Below are 19,568 nucleotides of genomic sequence, written 5' to 3' on the forward strand. Positions count from 1 at the left end.
GAAGGAGCGGGGCGCCCGCGGTGATTAGGCGCTCGGGCATGCGACCGAGGTCTTGGCCGGGATGCGCGCGACGTACCACTGCGGGATCGCCCAATCCCAAAAGGCCTTCGGGGTGAGATCCGCGGGCGACGGGGTTTGCCCCAGCATGGTCCAGGCCGCGCGCAATGCGTGCAGCGGATTGCGTGCGTCGACCGGTGCGGCAGCAAGCGACTTGCTGAGCTTTCGGCCATCCGTATCCAGGATCAAGGGGACATGCGCGTAGCCGGGTTGGCCGAACCCCAGCGCTCTTTGCAGCAGGATCTGGCGGGGCGTCGAAAGCAGCAGGTCAGCGCCGCGCACCACCTGTGTGATCCCTTGCAGGGCATCGTCGACGACGACGGCGAGCTGATAGGCGTGGAGCCCGTCGGCACGCCGCAGCACGAAGTCGCCGACCGCCGCGTCGACGATCTGCTCCTGTGGCCCCTGGATTCGGTCCTCGAAGGCGAACGCGCCCGGCGGGGTGCGGAAGCGCTCCGTGCGTGCGCGCCGTCCGAGCGTGAGTCCGGGGCGGCAGGTGCCGGGGTAGACGGGGCCTTCGGGGCCGGCGCGCCCGGCTCGGGCAACCTCGGCACGGGTGCACCCGCAGGTGTAGGTCAGGCCACGAGCTGCGAGCATGTCGAGCGCGTCTCGGTAGGCGTCGGTTCGGCGGCTTTGATAGACCACGTCCTCGTCCCATTCGAACCCGAACGCGCTCAGGGTGCGGAGGATGAGGTCGGCCGCCCCCGGGACCTCGCGCGGGCGGTCGATGTCTTCGATCCGCACCAGCCAGATGCCCCGGTTGGCGCGGGCGTCCGCGTAGCTGGCCACGGCGGCGATGAGCGAGCCGAGATGGAGCGGACCGGTCGGCGACGGGGCGAAGCGGCCGCGATAGGCGGCCCATCCGGGGTCGCCGGTCGGACGGGGGTCGGAGGGACCGCGCATCGGCTCAAGACCGAGACCGGGGTCCCGCGCGATCGCTCATCCGCGCTGCCGTTCGCGGATCTCGTCGAGTGTCTTGCAGTCGATGCAGAGTGTGGCGGTCGGCCGCGCCTCGAGACGACGGATGCCGATCTCGACCCCGCACGCCTCGCAATAGCCGTACTCATGGTCGTCGATCCGCCCGAGCGCCTCGTCGATCTTCTTGATCAGCTTGCGCTCGCGATCGCGGGTGCGCAGCTCCAGGCTGAACTCGGATTCCTGCGTGGCACGATCGTTGGGATCGGGGAAGTTGGTCGCCTCGTCCTGCATGTGGTGTACGGTACGGTCGACCTCTTCCATGAGAGATTTCTTCCAGGCCAAGAGGATCTCGCGAAAATGCGCCTCTTGCTCGGGACTCATGTAATCCTCGTCCGCGCCTTGACGGTAGGGCTCGAACTCGGATGTGCTGGCTTGAGTGGCGTTCGCTTCGGCCATGAATGTACTCCCGAAGGCTCTTGTCGTAGATGGCATGCGCCCGATCCGATTGATGGGCCTGCCGCGAAAAACACGCTTAAGTACCAGAACATCGGCCGCCGGGCAACTCAATTGCGGGTGACGGCCATGGGTTTGTGTGTCGACCTGCGTTACCAAGTCGGGATGCTGCCGGGAGGCGGAGGCGGCGGGGGTGGCGGAAGAAGCCCGCCGTCGGCGATCCACACGGCGGCAAAGGCAACGGCCAAGGCCGCGAGGAAGGCGAGCCAGCTGCCGCCTGTCGCCGGTTTCGCCGCCGTGCCAGAGACCCGCTTATGCCCGTGGATCATGGGCATGACCAGATCGTCCTTGTGCACGAAGCGATAGAAGAGGATCGCGCAGAGGTGAAGGGCGATCAGTGCGCCGATCAGCCACACGTTTTGTCGGTGCAGGCCGGTCAGCCAGTTGCTTGTGGTCTTCGAGACCAGGTCGTAGAGGGGGCCTCTGAAGGCGATATCGTCGTTGGCCATGAGGCCGCTGATCGATTGAAACAGCAGCAAGCCGAGCAAGGCGAGTACGGAGAGGGCCGCCAAAGGGCTGTGTCCGAGCCCTTGCCAACGACCGCGCAAGTAGTCGATGACCTCGCCCGGTCCGCGCACGAAGTGTCCGAATCGCGCATAGGTCGAGCCAAGCACGCCCCAGGCGAGGCGAAACGCCAGCAGTCCCAGGATCACAAGCCCGATGCGGCCGTGCCAAACCATCAGATTCCCGCCTTGCAGGCCGGTCACGAACGCTGCTGCGACGAGCAACGCGAGTAGCCAATGAAAGAGGCGGGTCGGTAGGTCCCAGATCAGGATCGCACGCTCGTTCAAGGCAGGGCTCCTTTTTCTCCGAATCGATTCGATGTCAGCCCTTTATCTTGAGGCCCGCGATGGCGCGGGGCAACTCGATCGGCGCCGCCGCCCCGAGTCGAGTCGCCGAGGATGATGCGCCGGGGGCGAGGCGAGAACAAATCCGGCCTTGACGGCGAGTCTTTTTTCGATTAAAGAGCGGCCAATATTCCCTTGCGATTGTGTGACCCGAGGTAGCGGAGATGATGGACAACGAGAGCAGTTACGGCGAGGAAGCCAACGAGCGTGTGCCGTCGATGACCGGCCCGGATTCACGCGCCCCTGCGGCGAATCTGGCGGTGCGTCGTCGGATCGAGCATATGCGCGAAATCAAACGGCTTCGCGAGCTTCTCGACGATCCCGAATTCGACGAGCTGGGCTGAGTCCGTCGAGCGCGGCTCTATCTGCCGACCGAGTCCGTTCGGGGAGCGCGCCCGAAGCCTCACTCGCTTTGCGGGACCGATTCCGCGGGCCGAAATGCGTGGCGAGCGGCGGGATCCAAACGAATATCCAAGGGCGCGCGCAGCGACAGATGGACATCGCGCTGCGGGAACGCCATACCGATCCCCTCCTCTTTGAAGCGATCGTAGATCGCTTGATGCAGCTCGGTGGCGACACCGATCCGTCCGTCGAGCGAGCTCAGATAACACCGCAGGACGATGGTCAAAGAGTTGTCTCCGAACCCCTCGAAGCTGATCAAGGGGGCGGGGTCGTCGAGAACCCGCTCGTGCTGCTCGGCGACTTGAGCGAGGATGCTCAATGCCTTGCGCGTGTCGCTTCCGTATTCGATCCCGATCGGGATTGTGATGCGGTTCTGCTGATCGGTCAGACTCCAGTTCAACAAACGTCCCGTGATGAACTCCTTGTTCGGCACTAGGAGCTCCTGTCTATCCCAGTTGCGGATGGTGGTTGCGCGGATCTGGATGTTGGTGACCACGCCGGTCGTATCGCCGATGGTGACGATGTCGCCGACCCGCACCGGGCGTTCGAACAGGATGATGATGCCGCTGATGAAGTTCGCCACGATCTCTTGAAGGCCGAAGCCGATACCCACGCCCAGCGCTGCCACGAGCCATTGCACCTGCCCCCAGTTCAGCCCGAGTGTGCTGAATGCGACCAGGAAAGCGGCGACCGTGATGGCGTAGCTCACCAAGGTCTTGATCGCATAACGCCCGCCCGCCGAAACGGATTCGGTCTGCAGCAGCAGGATCTCCAGCAGGGCCGGGAGGTTCTTGGCGGCGGCGGTTGCAACGAAGAGGATCACCAGCACCAGGCCAAGGTTGGCCGCCGTTACCGGGACGGGCTGGGAGACGCCGTCGACCATCCCGTCGTAATACCACAGCGGGATGCGCTCGAGCATGGACAGGGCCGGCAAGACATCCGACCAGGTCAGCCACACCCCCAGCAATGCGGTGAAGAACACCGAGGCGTTGATCAGGCGTCGGGTCTGCTCGTCGAGCGCGGCGAGATCCGGCTCGGGCTCGTCGACCTGAAGCTCCGAGGCGCTCGGGGCGGTCTCTTTACGTTCGGCCTCGTTTTGCGCACGTCGCGCGCTCGCACGTTCCACGGCTGCCGCCAGCGCCAAGCGCCGCCGCGTGACGATCAGCCACCGTACGATCACCTGATGCAGGACGATCAAGGCAAGCGCAAGCCAGGTCTGTTGTACCAGCGACTCGAACAGCGCCCCGGCCGTGTAGACGTAGCCCAGCAACGCGAGTACCGCCAGCCCTAGGGGCGCGCCGACGATCACCGAGAACCATATGTGACGCAAGCGGTTGAACCAACCCTTGGGGTTTGCCGCGAGAGCTCCTTTCAGGACACCCGTCGCCGGGCTCAACAGGCGCGCGAAGAAGACTGAGAACCCTACCATGGTCGCGACCATCGCCAGGCGTCCGAGGCTCCCGCTGAAGGCCGGGTCGCTGTCGTTGTAGAGCACCATGGCCGTCAAGGCGACCGGGACGATGAAGATGCTGAACCAATCAAACTCGCGTCTGAGCCGCTGGAGGGTTCCTTGGCTCCAGCGAAAGTGTCGGTCGGCGACCCCTCCGGTGATGCAGAGTGTTCGGAACGCACGCAGATAGTACAGACCGACGGATGTGCCGATGAGGGCCGACCCCAGCGCGCGCGTAAAGCCGGTGGCCTCGATGGATGTCGACAGCTGTAGTCCGATCAGCCACAACAGGAGCGGGATGGGCAGTGCGGCCAAGAGGCTGAGGCCGATGGCCTTGCCGGTGTGGCTCAGGCGATCGGTGCGAATCTTGCGTAACGGCTCGGCCGTGGCGCGGATCGCGCGTCGCAGCGACGAGAGCTTCCAGAAGAGGGCAACAATGAGAAGCGATAGGCCCCAGACCAGCGGCGAGTGCGCTCCGGCGTGCGCCAATACCCGTGTCACCTCGACCCAGTGCTCCCGTGCGACGAGCCAGCCGATGGCCGAGGGTAGTGTGACGAGGGTCTCGAGGCCGACCGGGAGCGTGCTGCGCACCCAAAGCAGCCTTTCGGCGAGATAGCCGTCGTAGCCCTTGGCCGTATGAATCAGCTGGTCGGCGGCGTAGTTGAGCTCGCCGAGCTGGCGGATGTAGTCGTCCTCGACGACGAGCGCTTGGGTGATCAGACGACGTCTTTGCTCGAGCGTCGCCTCGAGCTGCTCGCGGACCTCCGGGGCCTGCGCCGTCGGATCACGTGTGGTGAGCTCGTCGAGATAGGCGTCGAGATCGCGAAGTTGACGTTGCTCCTCGCGATAGAGGATCTGTCTAAGCGTGGCCTCGGCGATCTCGTCTTCGCGCTCCTCGATCGCCCCGCGCAGCCGGCGCAGGTCGGGGATTTCGTCGCGCCGCTCGACCAAGACCTGACCGAGCGCCTTGCTGAGCCCGGCTGCCTCGATGCGTTGCTTTGCCGCCTTGAAATCCTGCTCCACCCTTTTGCGTTCGGCCTCGAGGTCCTCGATCTCAAGGTCGAGATCCTCGAGACTACGCGCCAGATCGCCCATGGATGTGGTGATCTCGGCGTTCTCCCGCGTCGCCTCCTGCACCAGGGTATGCTTGTCGGCGGCCGCGATCCGTGCGCGCTCGGATTCACGCTGCGCAGCTTCGGCCTCGTCGCGACGTCGCTGGTTCTGCAGCTCCTCGAGCTGACGCTGCCGGGCTCGGAGGCCCTCCCACTCCAAGGTCGCCTCTTCGCGTTGTGCGCGGTGCAGCGCTTCGCGCACCGACAGGCTCAGCAGCTCCTGTTCCAGCATCCGACCTTCGGCCCAGAGCGATGCGCGACGGGTCTCGAGCGCCCAGCGGCGCGCTTCGCCCGCCGGGGTTTCCGCGCCTTCGCCCTTGGGTTGGCCCAGATCGACTTCGAGCTCGCCGAGCGCGGCTTTGACCTCGGACAAGCGTGTGCGAATGGCGGCGGGGCGGCCCGTGCTGCGCTCGATGGCCTTGTCGAGCTCGCCGATGCGCGTTTCCTCCACGGCGGCGTCGGCGAGGACGATGCTCAGGCGCTGCGTGATCTCCTCGGTCGGCAGATCGGTCGGGATCTCGACGACGTTGTCCGCTTGCGGCTCGCGTTGCGCCAGTCGTTGTTGGATTGCCGCGGTCTCAGCGGGTGCCGTCGTCAGCGCTTCGGCAAGCTCTTTGCTCTGTGTGTCGAAGGTTCGAGTCGCCTCTAGGTTCGCCAGTGTCCGCCGATACTGCTCGGTCAAGGCCGCCTTGCCGGCCTCGTCGAGTGCCGTATCGGCCGCAACCTCGGCGATCTTGGCCTCTACCTGGTCAACCGACGGAAGACCGTCGCTACTCGCCGGCGAGGCCGGGGGCGAGCCGGCAGGCGTCGGCTCGGTCGCGAGCGCGTCGCTCGCAAGCATCATCGAAAAAACGAGGAGGAGCGGAATCAACCCAATTGGCTGCAACAACCTCCGTTGCTCCAAATCGCCGGATGTTCCTGGTGGTGTAGTCATCATCGGGATCGACATCATCATAATCGGGTCGCAAAAACGGCGCGGCCATTGCCTGATCAGGCGACGGCTCCGCAGCTAAAGTCGGAAATAATTGATTATCTTAAGAATCATAAATCGCGTCCGCTTGAGCGTATCAGAGCGCGCTCGATGCCGAGCCGATTCCAAACCCGCGCATGTCGCACGGGACGCGATTTAAACGGCCTTGATGTAGACCTGCGAGTTACGCTGGAAGTTGTACAGGGCTTGTCGCTCCATCGGCAAGGCGCCGAGCGACGCCGGCTCGAATCCGCGTTCTCGAAACCAATGCGCGGTTTGGGTGGTGAGGACGAACAGGCGCTCGATGCCGGCGGCGCGGGCGATGTCTTCCATGTGGGCGAGCAGTCGATCGCCCCGCCCGGTCGCCCGATAATCCTGGTGCACTGCGACGCAGGCCAACTCCGCCATCCCCGCGCTCGGGTAAGAGTAAAGTGCCGCGCAAGCCGTGATCAAGCCGTCGCGCTCGGTCAGGAAGAACCGGTCGATCTCGGTCTCCAGGCGCTCGCGCGAACGCCTCACCAGCACACCGCGATCCTCGAGCGGGCGCAGCAGCTCGAGGATTCCCGTGACGTCGTCGATGCGCGCCGGGCGCAGCTCCTCGTAGGGCTCGGCGGAGATCAGGGTGCCGCTCCCGTCGGGTGTGAGGAGCTCGCGCAGCAGCGCGCCCCCGCGCCTGCGCTGCACTAGGTGCACGCGTCGGATCCCATTGCGGCAGGCATCGGCACCGGCGCGCAGGCACTGGGCGACATCCTCGGGGATCCCGCTCGAGGCGGCGAGCAGGGCGTCGATGTCGCGGGCCAGGAGGTTGGGTCCCAGCAGATCCTGGGGCAGGTCGCGGGTCTCGCTGTTCGGGGACCCATCCCCGATGGGAGCCTTGGCGACGGGGTCTTCGGTGAGAAAGATCAGCTTGTCGGCACCGAGCGCGACCGCCGCGCCGCGCGCCACGTCGGCCGCGCTGAGATTGAAGACCTCGCCGGTCGGCGAATACCCGAGCGGCGGCATCAAGGCGACCGCGCCCTGATCGAGGACCGCCCGCAGGGTCTGACGGTCGATTCGCCGCACCGCCCCGGTGTGGGCATAGTCGACCCCGTCGATCACGCCAAGGGGGCGTGCCGTGACGAAGTTGCCCGAGACCACCGGGATGCGCACGCCGGCCATCGGCGAGTTGGCGAGCCCGAGCGAGAGCAGGGCCTCGATCTCGACCCGGACCACCCCGGCGGCCTCCTTGACGCAGGCGAGCGCGGTTTGATCCGTGATGCGCAACCCGTTGACATAGCGCAGCTGCGCACCGCGACCGGCGAGCCGGGCCTCGATCTGGGGGCGCGCGCCGTGGACCAGCACGAGTCGGATACCGAGTCCGTGCAGCAGGGCGATATCGTGGACGAGATCCGGGAAGCGCGGATCCGCGACCGCCTCTCCGCCGAAGACGATCACGAAGGTGCGTCCGCGGTGCGCGTGGATGTAGGGTGTGGCCTGGCGCACCCAGTCGACGAAGGGATCGCGGGGTGGTGCGGGGTCGTTCGGGTCGGGGTTGGATGGTGTCATATTCGGTTGGCTCGCGGCATGCGGTCGGCTATTCGATGCCGAGCTTGGCGAGACGATAACGCAGCGATCGCAGGGTCATCCCCAGTTTCTTTGCCGCGGCGGTGCGGTTCCAACGCGTCTCGTCGAGTGCATCCAGGATCGCCTTCTTTTCGATCTCGCCGAGATAGTCCTCCAGCGGAATACTGTCGTCGATCTGTGCACGGGCGGGGAGAGCCGGGCCGTCGGCCTGCGGAAGATAGAGATCCCCGACCTCGATGACCGATCCTTCGCAGAGTGCGGTCGCACGCTCGAGGATGTTTTCGAGCTCGCGCACGTTGCCCGGAAAACCGTAGTCCATCAACGCCTCGAGGGCGTCCGCCGAGAGGGTCATGGGCGGCTGGCCCTTATGATGGCGGGCGATGCGCTGCAGCATCCGTTCCGCCAGAGCGGGGATGTCGCGAGGGCGCTCGCGCAGCGCGGGCATGCGCAGCTCGATGACGTTGATGCGATAGAAGAGATCCTGCCTGAAGTGCCCCTTGTCGACCTCCAGGTTGAGATCGCGATGACTGGCGCTGATGATCCGCGCATCGACCGCGACCTCTTGCTGCGCGCCGACCGGGCGCACGCTCTTCTCTTGAACGGCCCGCAAGAGCTTCACCTGCGCGGGCAGCGGCAGATCGGCGACCTCGTCGAGAAACAGGGTACCGCCCGAGGCGGCCTGGAAGAGCCCCTCCTTGTCGCTCACCGCGCCGGTGAAGCTGCCCTTCTTGTGACCGAACAGCTCGCTTTCGACCAGGTCCTGCGGAATGGCCCCGCAGTTGACGGCGACGAAGGGTCCCGTGCCACGCGGGCCTTGGCCGTGGATGAGTCGGGCGGCCAGCTCCTTGCCTGTCCCGCTCTCGCCTGTGATGAAGACCGGGGCCTGGTTGCGCGCGAGCTTGCCGATCATCTGGCGGATCTGATCCATCGCACGCGACTCCCCGACCAGGCTTGCTCCGGCGGTGCTGCGGCTGTCTTCCCCGGCGGCCGCGGTCTCGCGCAGCCGCAGCGCCGAGCCGACGAGCTGGCGTAGGAGCTGCAGGTCCACCGGTTTGGGAACAAAGTCGAAGGCCCCGGCCTTCATGGCGGCGACTGCCGATTCCATGTTGCCGTGCGCGGTGATCATGGCGACCGGCAAGTCCGGATAGTGCTCGGCGATGTGACGGATCAGGTCGATGCCGTTGCCGTCCGGGAGGCTCATGTCGGTCAGGCAAAGGTCGAAGCGATTGCGTTCGAGTTGATGCTTGGCATCGATGACCGTCATGGCGGTCAGTGCCCGAATATCCATTCGGCCGAGGGTGATCTTCAGCAGGTCGAGGATATCGGACTCGTCGTCGACGACCAGCGCTTGAGCCTTCGTCATTAGGCCAGCTCCCTCGGTGTGGTCCAGGTGGTTGGGTTCGGGGCTCGCTGCCAAGATGCCTTCCATGCGTGATTACGACATCGTTATCCCGTGTGTTCTTGCGCTGCGTTTGCTCTGCAAGCATAGCGCGTGGATTGGTCGGACAGAAGCCGTGTGGCCCCTTGAACCGGGATCCGGCAGTTGATCGCTTCTGCCGGATCTGGGTTGAATCGGCCCCGGGTGCCCCTCAGCCGGCGAAATGGAGTCTGAATCGGCTGCCGTGCGGCTCGGCGGGCTCGTAGGTGAGATGGATGCCGTTGGTCTGTGCCAATTCGCGTGCGATATAGAGACCGAGTCCCGTACCGCTCGTTTTCGTGGTGAAGAAGGGATTGAAGATCTCGCGTGCGGTTTTGACGTCGATTCCGTGCCCCTCGTCGGCGATCTCGATCAGGGGTGGACCGGCGGTCTCGGCGGTCGGAACGAGGCGGATCTTGATCCGCGGCGGCTCGTTCCCGTATCCGCCGTGAATCAGCGCGTTCTCGCAAAGGTTGGAGAGGATCTGATGCAGATGACGCGGATCCACCTCGACCGGGTCGGGCGAAAAGGTGATCTCGAGCTTGAGACGTTCCGGCGCGAGTCGGTGGGTCTCGCGAAACTCCTCGGCAAACTCCTCGATCCAGAGTGCCGCATCGAGCGACACCGGATCCATCCGATCGCGGCGCGAGAGCTGGAGCACGCTGCGCACTGTATCGTCGATGCGCGCACTGTTGCGCCGGATGATGTCGAGCAGGTGGCGGTCGTCGTCCGGCAGGTCCTTGCCGTCGGCGAAGAGCTGGCTCGCGTGGGTGATGGCGCTCAGAGGGTTGCGGATGTTGTGGGCGATGCTGGCGGTGAGGGTGCCGAGTGCGGCGAGCTTGATCTGTTGTGCCTCGCGGGTGAACTCCTGGTTGTCGCGTAGATAGATTAAGGCGCCGGAGGCCCGATAATCGCCGAGCAGCTTGAGGGTCGCACGCAGCTCGCGGCCGCCGACGTGCATGAGGGTGCCCTCGGGCGCTGGGTTTTGGACCTGGGTTTCGAGCCACTCGACGACCTCCGGGGAGAAGTCCGCCAGCGAGCTGCCCGGCTTGATCGCATCGATGTCGAGGAGCTCCAGGGCGGCCTTGTTCTTCAGGCGCAGATGACGCTCGCCGTCGACCGCGAGGATGCCCGTCTCGAGGTTGGCGATAATGAAGGCGTTGAGCTTGGTCAGATTGGCGATATCGACCGTGCGTCGCGCCGCCATGGCTTCGGCCTCGCGCACCCTGCGATACAGCACATGCGCCAGCAGTGCCACGGCGAAGAAGATGCCGCCGAGGAGGCCGGCCTGGGTATAGCTGGCGGACGCCATGCTACCGTAAAGGTCCGAGTAGATTTGCTCGGTGAGCACGGCGAGGGCGGCGAAGGACGCGAACAGAAGCGCCAGGCGCCCTTCCATCAGAAGTGCTCCGGCCGCGACGGACACGCCGATCAGGATACCGATACCGCTGGCGGCGCCGCCCGCGGCATACATCAAGAGGGTGAAGGCGATGATGTCGATATAGATGGCGAGGTGGACCTGGCTCCCGCGCCCGGGCCTACGCGCGTAGAGGGTCAGGCCGCTCAGCAGCACCAGGACGGCGTAGAGAATGAGTACGTTCCATGCCAGCGCGGCGTTGGCGGGCGTGATAAGCGGGTCCAGTGCGGAGGGCGAGAACAGCAGGATGAGTCCGATCAGCACCACGAGCCGAAACAGAAACAGCCAGCGCAGCGCAAGCCAGGTCGGATGGGGATGGCCGGGCTGCCCGGGTTGTTGCTTGCTTATGGGGCGCCTTGCCGGGCTCGGGTGGCCCGCCCCGCGGTCGGGATGAATCGTCATATAGCCGGTCTCGTGCTCGGACACGCCCTCGGGCGGCGGATTGCGTGCGGAGGATGAATGCGCCTTTGCCAATCTGCCGCGGATTAGACCAGAATGGCGGGGGCGCGGCCATGTGGTCGCGGCGCTTCGAGATTCGGCACACCGCGACGGCGAGCACACCATGAATCTACACGAATACCAGGCGAAACGGCTGTTCAACGAGCACCGGATCCGCATCCCGGACGGCGTCACGGCGAGCACGGTCGAGGAGGCCGTGGCGGCCTGCGGTGCGCTCGGCGGCGAGCGCTGGGTCGTGAAGGCGCAGGTCCATGCGGGCGGGCGCGGCAAGGCCGGGGGCGTGGTCATGGCCGAGAGTCCGACCGCCGTCGAGAGTGCCGCACGACGTCTGCTCGGCACGCGTCTGGTGACCGGCCAGAGCGCGTCGGACGGCTTGCCGGTCGACAGGCTCCTGATCGAGCGGCCGATGGCGATCGCACGCGAGCTGTATCTCGGGCTGCTCTTGGAGCGAGAGACCGAGCGTGTCCTCTTTGTCGCCTCGGAGGCCGGCGGGATGGATATCGAGCGGGTCGCGGCCGAGACGCCCGAACGTTTGCTGCGGGTGAGGGTGCATCCGGCGGTCGGGCTGCAACCCTATCAAGTTCGCCGCGTGGGTTTCGGGCTGGGCTTGGAGGCCGCTCAGATCAAGTCGCTCGGGCTGCTCATGGACGGACTGTATCGACTCTTCGTCGAGAAGGACGCGAGTCTGGTGGAGGTGAATCCGCTGGTGGTCGACGAGCGCGGCGAGCTGATCGCATTGGACGCCAAGATCAACCTGGACGACAACGCGCTTTATCGACACCCGGATCTGGAGGCGCTGCGCGACCCGGGTCAAGAGGACCCGCGCGAGCTGGCCGCGAAGCGACATGAGCTGAGCTACATCAGTCTCAGCGGCAACATCGGATGCATGGTGAACGGGGCCGGGCTCGCCATGGCGACCATGGACCTGGTGCAGCTGCACGGCGGCGCGCCGGCAAACTTTCTCGATGTCGGGGGCGGCGCCACCGCGGCGCGCGTCGCCGAGGCGTTCAAGCTGATCCTCTCCGATACCAACGTCCGCGCCGTGTTGGTCAATATCTTCGGCGGGATCGTGCGGTGCGACCTGATCGCGGAGGGGATTATCGAGGCGGTACGAGAGGTTAAGGTCGGCGTCCCCGTGGTGGTGCGACTGGAAGGGACCAATGCCGCGCAGGGCCTGGAGATGCTCGCGCGCAGCGGGCTGGCGGTCGAGACGATGGCGGGTCTGGGCGAGGCGGCCCGGCGGGTCGTGGACGCGGCTGCCGGTCGACCGGCAGCCGCCGGAGGGGTCTGACATGAGCGTTTTGGTCGATAGCAGCACACGAGTTATCTGTCAGGGCTTCACGGGCAAGCAGGGCACCTTTCACAGCGAGCAGGCGATCGCCTACGGTACCAACCTCGTCGGCGGCGTGACGCCCGGCAAGGGCGGGCAGCGCCATCTCGATCGTCCGGTCTTCGATACCGTGCATCAAGCGGTTCGCGACACGGGCGCGGATGCGACCATGATCTATGTGCCCGCGGCCTATGCCGCGGATGCGATCCTGGAGGCGGCGGACGCCGGGATTCGGGTCATCGTCTGCATCACCGAGGGGATCCCGGTTCTGGACATGGTACGGGTGAAGGCCGCGCTCGCGGGCAGCCCGGCGGTCCTGATCGGCCCCAACTGTCCCGGCATCATCACGCCGGGGGCCTGCAAGATCGGCATTATGCCGGGGAACATCCACGCACCGGGCCGGGTCGGCATCGTGTCGCGCTCGGGCACCCTAACCTACGAGGCGGTCTGGCAGACGACCCAAGCGGGTCTGGGTCAGAGCACCTGCATCGGGATCGGCGGGGATCCGATCCAGGGTCTGGACTTTGTCGCTTGTCTGGATCTGTTCGAGCAGGACCCGCAGACCGAGGCGATCATCATGGTCGGCGAGATCGGCGGCAGTGGCGAGGAGGAGGCCGCGGAAGTCATTCGCGAGCGGATCTCCAAGCCGCTGGTCGCCTACATCGCCGGGGTGACGGCGCCAGCGGGCAAACGCATGGGGCATGCCGGTGCGATCGTCACCGGCGGACGCGGGACGGCCGAAGGCAAGTACGCGGCCCTAGAGCAGGCAGGTGCGGTCACGGTGCGCTCGCCTGCGGAGATGGGAAGTCGACTGGCGGAGCTTCTCGGCGGGTGAGGATGGCGGCCAGCGGCCAGCCGCCAACTAGCGGCCGTCAGCCGTCAGCCGAACCGGATCGCTCCCTGACACACCTTCCGCCGAGGCGGGCAGTTCTGATAGCTGATAGCTGATAGCCAGGGGCCTGCCGCTGGCGGCCACACCAAGCTTCTCATCACATCAAGAGGATCCCGCCGTGGGATGTCGTATCCGGATCGCGCAGTTGAATCTCGTCGTCGGGGATGTCGTGGGCAACGCCGATCGGGTGATCGCCGAGGCGGCCTCCGCGCGCGCGGACGGGGTGGATCTGTTGGTCTTTCCCGAGCTGACCCTCACCGGCTATCCGCCGGAGGATCTATTGCTGCGCCCCGAGCTGCTGCAGCGCGTCGAGTCGGCCTTGGAGCGGCTCCGCGCCGAGTGTCGAGGGATCACCCTGGTGCTGGGCTATCCGCTTCGAGCCGTCGGCGGTCTGTTCAATGTGGCCGGTGTGATATGCGACGGCGAGTTGATCGGCGAGTACGCCAAGCAGCATTTACCCAACTACAGCGTCTTCGACGAGAAGCGCTATTTCCAGGCCGGCGCGACCCCCTTGGTGCTCGATCACCTGGGCTTGAAGATCGGTTTGAGCGTTTGCGAGGACATCTGGCAGGAAGATCCGACACGGCAGGCGGTCGAGGCCGGGGCCCGGATTCTGGTCAACATCAATGCCTCGCCCTTTCATGTCGGCAAGCGTGCGGAGCGCGAGACACTGGTCGCGCGTCGGGCGAGCGAGCACGGCATCCCGGTCGTCTATGCAAATCTCGTCGGCGGGCAGGATGAGCTGGTCTTCGACGGTGCCTCGTTTGTCGCGGATGGTGCGGGTCGGATCCTGCATCGCGCGGCGGTCTTCGAGGAAGATTTGCTCACGTTCGACCTCGACGACGAGGGGCGCCCGGTCGGCTCGTCTCCCGAGCCAGGCACGCAGACGTTCGGCGACGATGCGATGGACGAGGAGGCGAGTGTCTACGGCGCCTTGGTGTTGGGTGTGCGTGATTATGTCCGCAAGAATGGTTTCAGCGGTGCGGTGCTCGGTCTCTCGGGCGGTGTCGACTCCGCGCTGACGCTCGCCCTTGCGGTGGATGCGCTGGGTGCCGACGCGGTCGAAGGCGTCTTGATGCCGTCGCGCTATACCTCGCAGATGAGCAATGCGGACGCCTTCGAGGAGGCCGAGTCACTCGGCGTGAAGGCCCAGCTGATCTCGATCGAGCCGGCCTTCCGGTCGTTCCTGTCGATGCTGGAGCCGGCCTTCGAGGGTCTGGCCGCGGACGTCACCGAGGAGAACATTCAAGCGCGCTGCCGCGGTATCATCCTGATGGCGATCAGCAACAAGACCGGACGTATACTGCTGACCACCGGAAACAAGAGCGAGATGGCGGTGGGTTACGCCACCCTCTACGGCGACATGGCCGGCGGTTTCGCGCCCATCAAGGACGTGCCGAAGCTCTTGGTGTATCGACTTGCGCGCTATCGCAACCGTTGTTCGCCGGTGATTCCCGAGCGTGTGCTGACGCGCCCGCCCTCCGCGGAGCTGCGTCCGGACCAAACCGATCAGGACAGCCTTCCTCCCTACGAGGTTTTGGATCCGATCCTGCGGCTCTATATCGAAGAAGACGAGGGTGTGGATGCGATCGTCGCGCGCGGTTATCCCGCCGAGATCGTGCGTCGGATCACCCGGTTGGTCGATCGCAACGAATACAAGCGCCGGCAAGCCCCGCCCGGCGTGCGAATCTCGACCCGGGCGTTCGGTCGCGATCGCCGTTATCCGATCACGAGCGGATTTTAGGTCGCGGCTCGGGCGGCATGGATCGCCGTTCGGTGGGCCTCGCATCGACCGGTCATGAGATGTCGCCGCCGCGGTTTACCCCGTTCGCTGTTCAAGGCCATGCCCGGAACTTATACTCAACGGCTTCGGTAGCCGGATCCCACAATGGAGAGCGTCATGAAGAAGGTTGAAGCCATCATTAAGCCATTTAAGCTGGACGACGTCCGCGAGGCGCTCTCCGCCGCGGGCATCACCGGCATGACCGCGATCGAGGTCAAGGGCTTCGGGCGCCAGAAGGGCCACACCGAGCTGTATCGGGGCGCCGAGTACGTTGTGGATTTCCTGCCCAAGGTCAAGATCGAGCTGGTACTCACCGATGATCTGGTGGAGACCTGCATCAGCGCCATCACGACTGCCGCTCGGACCGGTAAGATCGGCGACGGCAAAATCTTCGTTTCGGACGTCACGCATGTAGTGCGCATCCGCACCGGGGAAGAGAACGAAGCCGCAGTCTGACCCGGCGCCGTGTCGTCGAGGTTGCGATTTAGTCGTCGCCGCCTCGTTCAATCACTCGTAGGTGAACCCGGCGCCTCGTCATCTGGTGCCGGGTTCGCTCGTGCGTACTGCAGTCAATTCTCGTCGAGGCTCAGATAGTCCCACAGCTTACGTGCGAGGCTGACATCTCCGGGTTCGGGCTCGTCGGACGCGAATCTGCCCGCCTCCCTGTTCAAGTCGAGAACGCGTTTTGCGTCCGCCGCCAGCTCGCGTTTGCCGAGCGCCGTGTAGGCGTCGATCAACACCTCGAGCGCGCTTTCCACGGCGCTTGTGCGCTGAAAGCGTTCGATCACGTAGTTTGCGCGGTTCGCTGCAGCGAGGTAGGCACCGCGGCGCATGTAGTAGCGCGCTACGTTGACCTCGTGCTTGGCGAGATTGTTGCGCAAATAGAGCATGCGCTGCCGCGCATCCTCGGCATAGCGGCTGTCGGGAAAGCGCTCGACCAAGACCGAGAAATCCACGAAGGCATCAAGGGCCGAGCCTGGATCGCGTTGCGACGCATCTGTCGGGACATACCGATCCAGAAACCCCACGCTGCGGTTGTAGTTGACCAGCCCCTTGAGATAGTAGGCATAGTCGACATAGGGATTTTGGGGGTAGAGCTTGATGAATCGATCCGCCGCGGCGATCGCGGCCTCCGGCTCGTCGGCGCGATAGTGCGCGTAGGCGACGTCGAGCTGCGACTGCATCGCATAACGCCCGAACGGATAGCGCGCCTCGAGCTTCTCGTAATACTCGACCGCCTTGGCATAGTTGGCCGAGTCCAGCTCGGAGGATGCCTCGGCGTAGAGTCTGGCTGCGCTCCAGTTCTCGGTAAGATCGATCTCTTTGCCGAAGACGCCGCAGCCTGCGAGCGCGACGGCGAGCACGAGCGCCGGCAGTCGTGTTAACGTTCTTCGCATGAATCAGAGATACCTGTTGATTTCCTCCCGCAGTATACCCGAAGGCAAACATCGTCGCGCGCGAGGATACGCCCGCAGCGGATCGGTGAATCGGTTATGACGCGAGCCACGTCGGACATCCCGCCGCCCGTCGCTTCGGGCTCGATGCGCATTCGACGCGAGATCCGGGTCGAGCCGCAGCTCGCGGCCCGCCGGCTCGATCAGGTGCTGGCGGCCCTCATCCCCGAGCTCTCGCGCAGCCGGCTGCAGCTTTGGATCGAGTCCGGACAGGTTCGCGTGGACGGGGTGGCCCGACGCTCGCGCGACAAGGTCTGGGGCGGCGAGCTCATCGAGCTGGACGCGCCGATCGAGCCGGTCGGCGATTGTCTCGCCCAAGCGATTCCGCTGAATCCGGTCTTCGAGGACGAGCAGATCCTCGTGCTCGACAAACCGGCCGGTCTGGTGGTGCATCCTGCGGCGGGGCATCGCGACGGAACCTTGCAGAACGCCCTGCTGAACCACGATCCGGCGCTGGCGAACGTGCCGCGCGCCGGCATCGTGCATCGCTTGGACAAGGACACGACCGGGCTCCTCGTGGTGGCGAAGACGCTCGAGGCACACCGTTCTTTGGTCGAGCAGCTGCAAGCTCGGCAGGTCCACCGCGAGTATCGTGCCCTGGTCATCGGCGAGGTGGTCGCCGGCGGTCGGATCGAGGCACCGGTCGGACGTCATCCGACACAACGCACCCGCATGGCCGTGGTCGCCAACGGGCGGCCTGCGATCACCCGGTTTCGGGTTTTGGAGCGATTCGCCGGTCACAGCCTGCTCGCCGTCGAGCTCGAGACCGGCCGGACACACCAGATTCGCGTGCACATGGCCCACACCCAGCACCCGCTGGTCGGCGATCGCGCCTACGGCGGTCGGCCGCGACCGCCCAAGGGTGCATCCGCCGGTCTCGTCGAGGCGCTCCAGAGCTTCCCGCGTCAGGCGCTTCACGCCTTGCGTCTCGGTTTGGAGCATCCGACACTCGGGACGGCGATGAGCTGGGAGATTCCGCTGCCGGCGGATCTCGCCGGGTTGCTGGAGCAGTTTCGGTGCGAGACCTCCGCGTGAACCCGATCGAGCCCCGCCAGCCCGAACCGAGGAAAACCGCACCGGAGATGATCGAGCCGGATTGGCCCGCACCGGCCCGCGTGCGGGCCTATTCGACCACCCGCGACGGCGGCGTCGGCACCGGCGTCTATGCGAGCCTCAACCTGGGGGATCATGTCGGCGACGCACCCGAGCTGGTTGCACGGAATCGCGCGATCCTGCGCGAGCACCTGCAGCTCCCGAGCGAGCCGTTTTGGCTCCGACAGGTCCATGGCTGCACGCTTGCGGGCGAGGATTCGGCGATCCTGAGCGATGCGCGGACGCTCGGCGGCTGCGAGGCCGACGGGGCCGTGACGAGCGATCCCGGTGTGGTCTGTGTGGTTATGACGGCCGACTGTCTTCCGGTCCTGATGTGCGACGACCGGGGGACCCGCGTGGCGGCGGTGCACGCCGGCTGGCGCGGCCTGGCCTCGGGCATCCTGGAGCGGGCGATCGCGGCCATGGGCGTTTCGTCCGGGCGTATTCAGTCCGAGCCGATGGCGTCCGAGCGCATCCTGGTTTGGCTCGGCCCGGTGATCGGTCCGGATGCCTTCGAGGTCGGCCCCGAGGTGCGCGACCGCTTCCTCGAGGCGGATCCGGAGTCGATCGATGCATTCCGTGCGTCGCGCGACGGGCGTTTCCTGGCCGACCTCGCCGGTCTGGCGCGCCGCCGGCTCGCCAGGCTCGGGGTGACAGGCGTCTATGGAGGCGGTTACTGTACCCATTCGAATCCACGACGTTTTTTTTCCTATCGCCGCGACGGCGTCACCGGGCGGATGGCGAGCCTGATCTGGCTCGACGGCAACGGCGACGGCGATGCTGCAACGGGAGGAGGGCATCATGCCTGACTGGAACATGCTGACACTGGTCGGTGCCGACCGCCCGGGGATCGTCTCGCGAGTGACGCGAGCGCTCTACACCTGCGGATGCAACCTCGGCGAGGCATCCATGATCCGCCTCGGCGGAAACTTCACCATCATGCTGATGGTGAGCGGCGAGCGCCCCTGCGAGGAGCTGATGGCCGCCGTCCGCCCGGTCGCCGAGGAGCTCGGTCTGCGGATCCATCTGGACGCGGTGCCGGGCGGGCTGCACCGACACCTGGTCCCGAATCTCCAGGTCCGGGTCTTCGGGGCCGACCGCGCCGGCATCGTTGCCGATGTGACCGAGATCCTTGCCGAGCACGGTTTCAACATCCTCGAGCTTGAGTCCGATGTCGCGGGCGATGCGCAACACCCGGTCTACATCATGAACATTCAGGGCTACTGCGAGCGAACCATCGAAGAGGTTCAAACCGCGCTGTCGGCGCTGAGTACCCAAGGCGTCTCCGTGGATGTCGCCCCCGTCGATATCCTGATCGGCTGAGTCATGGCGATCCTCGATATCCTTAAGCTTCCGGATCCGCGTCTGAAGCAGGTCTCCGAGCCGGTCGAGCGTTTCGACGAGGACTTGCAAGGTTTCGTGGCTGACCTGGAAGAGACCCGTCTGGCCGGTCCGGCCGCCGTCGGCATCGCGGCCCCGCAGGTCGGGCGCTTTCAGCGCATCGTCATCGTCGACGTTTCGGGTCGTCCGAAGACACCAAATCACGGCCACCTGATCCTGGTGAATCCCGAGATCGTCCATTGGGAAGGTTACGCGATCGGCCGCGAGGGCTGTCTTTCGGTGCCGGATTACACCGGCAATGTCATCCGTGCAACCGGTATTCGCTTGAAGGCGCAAGACCTCGACGGCCGTGAGACCGAGTACGCGATGGAGGGATACGAGGCGCGGGCGGTCCAGCATGAGATGGATCATCTCGACGGTCTGCTGTTCGTCGATCGGGTCGTGAGTCGTCGCACCGATCTGTACCGCCGCAAGGTCTATCAAACCTGAATGCACATGAAGATAGGCGGTTGCGGACCCATATTGACTCTGCGGGCATTGCTCCGCTCGG

17 protein-coding genes are annotated in these 19,568 nt (G+C 65.5%); 9 read left to right on the forward strand and 8 right to left on the reverse strand.

Going from position 1 to position 19,568, the window contains the following annotated elements; translation table 11 throughout:
* Nucleotides 1-24: 24 nt before the first annotated feature.
* The 3 genes from gluQRS to BLV04_RS12745 all read right to left on the reverse strand — a co-directional run bounded on the left by gluQRS (nucleotide 25) and on the right by BLV04_RS12745 (nucleotide 2,279).
* Nucleotides 25-960 (reverse strand): tRNA glutamyl-Q(34) synthetase GluQRS, encoded by a 936-nt coding sequence (gluQRS, locus tag BLV04_RS12735; RefSeq protein WP_093032506.1) that lies wholly within the window; start codon nucleotides 958-960, stop codon nucleotides 25-27.
* A gap of 36 nt (nucleotides 961-996) precedes the next feature.
* Entirely contained in the window at nucleotides 997-1,431 is a 435-nt protein-coding gene (gene dksA, locus BLV04_RS12740) for an RNA polymerase-binding protein DksA (protein WP_093032508.1), read from the reverse strand.
* A gap of 149 nt (nucleotides 1,432-1,580) precedes the next feature.
* Entirely contained in the window at nucleotides 1,581-2,279 is a 699-nt protein-coding gene (locus tag BLV04_RS12745) for a cytochrome b/b6 domain-containing protein (protein ID WP_093032510.1), read from the reverse strand.
* A 221-nt stretch (nucleotides 2,280-2,500) separates the two neighbouring features.
* Here BLV04_RS12745 and BLV04_RS12750 point away from each other — a divergent pair, with 221 nt between their 5' ends.
* Nucleotides 2,501-2,680 (forward strand): PA3496 family putative envelope integrity protein, encoded by a 180-nt coding sequence (locus tag BLV04_RS12750; protein WP_007192069.1) that lies wholly within the window; start codon nucleotides 2,501-2,503, stop codon nucleotides 2,678-2,680.
* A gap of 59 nt (nucleotides 2,681-2,739) precedes the next feature.
* On the opposite strand, the gene BLV04_RS12755 is transcribed toward BLV04_RS12750, so the two are convergent.
* From BLV04_RS12755 to BLV04_RS12770, 4 genes are all read right to left on the reverse strand, one after another.
* Nucleotides 2,740-6,144, reverse strand: coding sequence for a mechanosensitive ion channel domain-containing protein (locus tag BLV04_RS12755; protein WP_245731869.1), 3,405 nt, complete (start codon nucleotides 6,142-6,144; stop codon nucleotides 2,740-2,742).
* Between the two features lie 282 nt (nucleotides 6,145-6,426).
* Nucleotides 6,427-7,815 (reverse strand): amino-acid N-acetyltransferase, encoded by a 1,389-nt coding sequence (argA, locus tag BLV04_RS12760; RefSeq protein WP_093032518.1) that lies wholly within the window; start codon nucleotides 7,813-7,815, stop codon nucleotides 6,427-6,429.
* A gap of 28 nt (nucleotides 7,816-7,843) precedes the next feature.
* The gene (locus BLV04_RS12765; protein WP_093032520.1) at nucleotides 7,844-9,196 is read right to left on the reverse strand and encodes a sigma-54-dependent transcriptional regulator; all 1,353 of its coding nucleotides are present in this window, start codon (nucleotides 9,194-9,196) and stop codon (nucleotides 7,844-7,846) included.
* Between the two features lie 226 nt (nucleotides 9,197-9,422).
* Nucleotides 9,423-11,069 (reverse strand): sensor histidine kinase, encoded by a 1,647-nt coding sequence (locus tag BLV04_RS12770; RefSeq protein ID WP_093032523.1) that lies wholly within the window; start codon nucleotides 11,067-11,069, stop codon nucleotides 9,423-9,425.
* 160 nt (nucleotides 11,070-11,229) lie between these two features.
* On the opposite strand from BLV04_RS12770, the gene sucC reads away from it, so the two are divergent.
* The 4 genes from sucC (at nucleotide 11,230) to BLV04_RS12790 (ending at nucleotide 15,587) form a co-directional block, all read left to right on the forward strand.
* A complete protein-coding gene (gene sucC / locus BLV04_RS12775; protein ID WP_093032525.1) occupies nucleotides 11,230-12,417 on the forward strand; it encodes an ADP-forming succinate--CoA ligase subunit beta in 1,188 nt (395 codons plus the stop codon).
* Nucleotide 12,418: 1 nt separating this feature from the next.
* Nucleotides 12,419-13,291: a succinate--CoA ligase subunit alpha gene (sucD, locus tag BLV04_RS12780; protein ID WP_093032528.1), complete on the forward strand. Its 873-nt coding sequence runs from the start codon at nucleotides 12,419-12,421 to the stop codon at nucleotides 13,289-13,291.
* A gap of 175 nt (nucleotides 13,292-13,466) precedes the next feature.
* Nucleotides 13,467-15,092 carry an NAD+ synthase gene (locus tag BLV04_RS12785; protein ID WP_093032530.1) on the forward strand — a complete coding sequence of 542 codons (1,626 nt, stop codon included), beginning with the start codon at nucleotides 13,467-13,469 and terminating at the stop codon, nucleotides 15,090-15,092.
* 156 nt (nucleotides 15,093-15,248) lie between these two features.
* Nucleotides 15,249-15,587, forward strand: a complete 339-nt coding sequence (locus tag BLV04_RS12790) for a P-II family nitrogen regulator (RefSeq protein WP_093032757.1) — start codon at nucleotides 15,249-15,251, stop codon at nucleotides 15,585-15,587.
* 113 nt (nucleotides 15,588-15,700) lie between these two features.
* Here BLV04_RS12790 and BLV04_RS12795 read toward each other — a convergent pair whose 3' ends face one another.
* Nucleotides 15,701-16,528 (reverse strand): outer membrane protein assembly factor BamD, encoded by an 828-nt coding sequence (locus BLV04_RS12795; RefSeq protein ID WP_093032531.1) that lies wholly within the window; start codon nucleotides 16,526-16,528, stop codon nucleotides 15,701-15,703.
* A gap of 96 nt (nucleotides 16,529-16,624) precedes the next feature.
* On the opposite strand from BLV04_RS12795, the gene rluD reads away from it, so the two are divergent.
* The 4 genes from rluD to def are packed head-to-tail and all read left to right on the forward strand — an operon-like array spanning nucleotide 16,625 to nucleotide 19,507.
* Nucleotides 16,625-17,620, forward strand: a complete 996-nt coding sequence (gene rluD / locus BLV04_RS12800; protein ID WP_093032532.1) for a 23S rRNA pseudouridine(1911/1915/1917) synthase RluD — start codon at nucleotides 16,625-16,627, stop codon at nucleotides 17,618-17,620.
* A 47-nt stretch (nucleotides 17,621-17,667) separates the two neighbouring features.
* A complete protein-coding gene (gene pgeF / locus BLV04_RS12805) occupies nucleotides 17,668-18,486 on the forward strand; it encodes a peptidoglycan editing factor PgeF (RefSeq protein WP_093032760.1) in 819 nt (272 codons plus the stop codon).
* Nucleotides 18,479-19,000: a glycine cleavage system transcriptional repressor gene (locus BLV04_RS12810; protein WP_093032763.1), complete on the forward strand. Its 522-nt coding sequence runs from the start codon at nucleotides 18,479-18,481 to the stop codon at nucleotides 18,998-19,000. The genes pgeF and BLV04_RS12810 overlap by 8 nt, the downstream gene beginning before the upstream one ends.
* Before the next feature lie 3 nt (nucleotides 19,001-19,003).
* Nucleotides 19,004-19,507, forward strand: coding sequence for a peptide deformylase (gene def, locus BLV04_RS12815; RefSeq protein ID WP_093032533.1), 504 nt, complete (start codon nucleotides 19,004-19,006; stop codon nucleotides 19,505-19,507).
* The last annotated feature ends 61 nt before the right edge of the window (nucleotides 19,508-19,568 follow it).

Source organism: Thiocapsa roseopersicina, from assembly GCF_900106925.1.
Lineage (GTDB): Bacteria > Pseudomonadota > Gammaproteobacteria > Chromatiales > Chromatiaceae > Thiocapsa > Thiocapsa roseopersicina.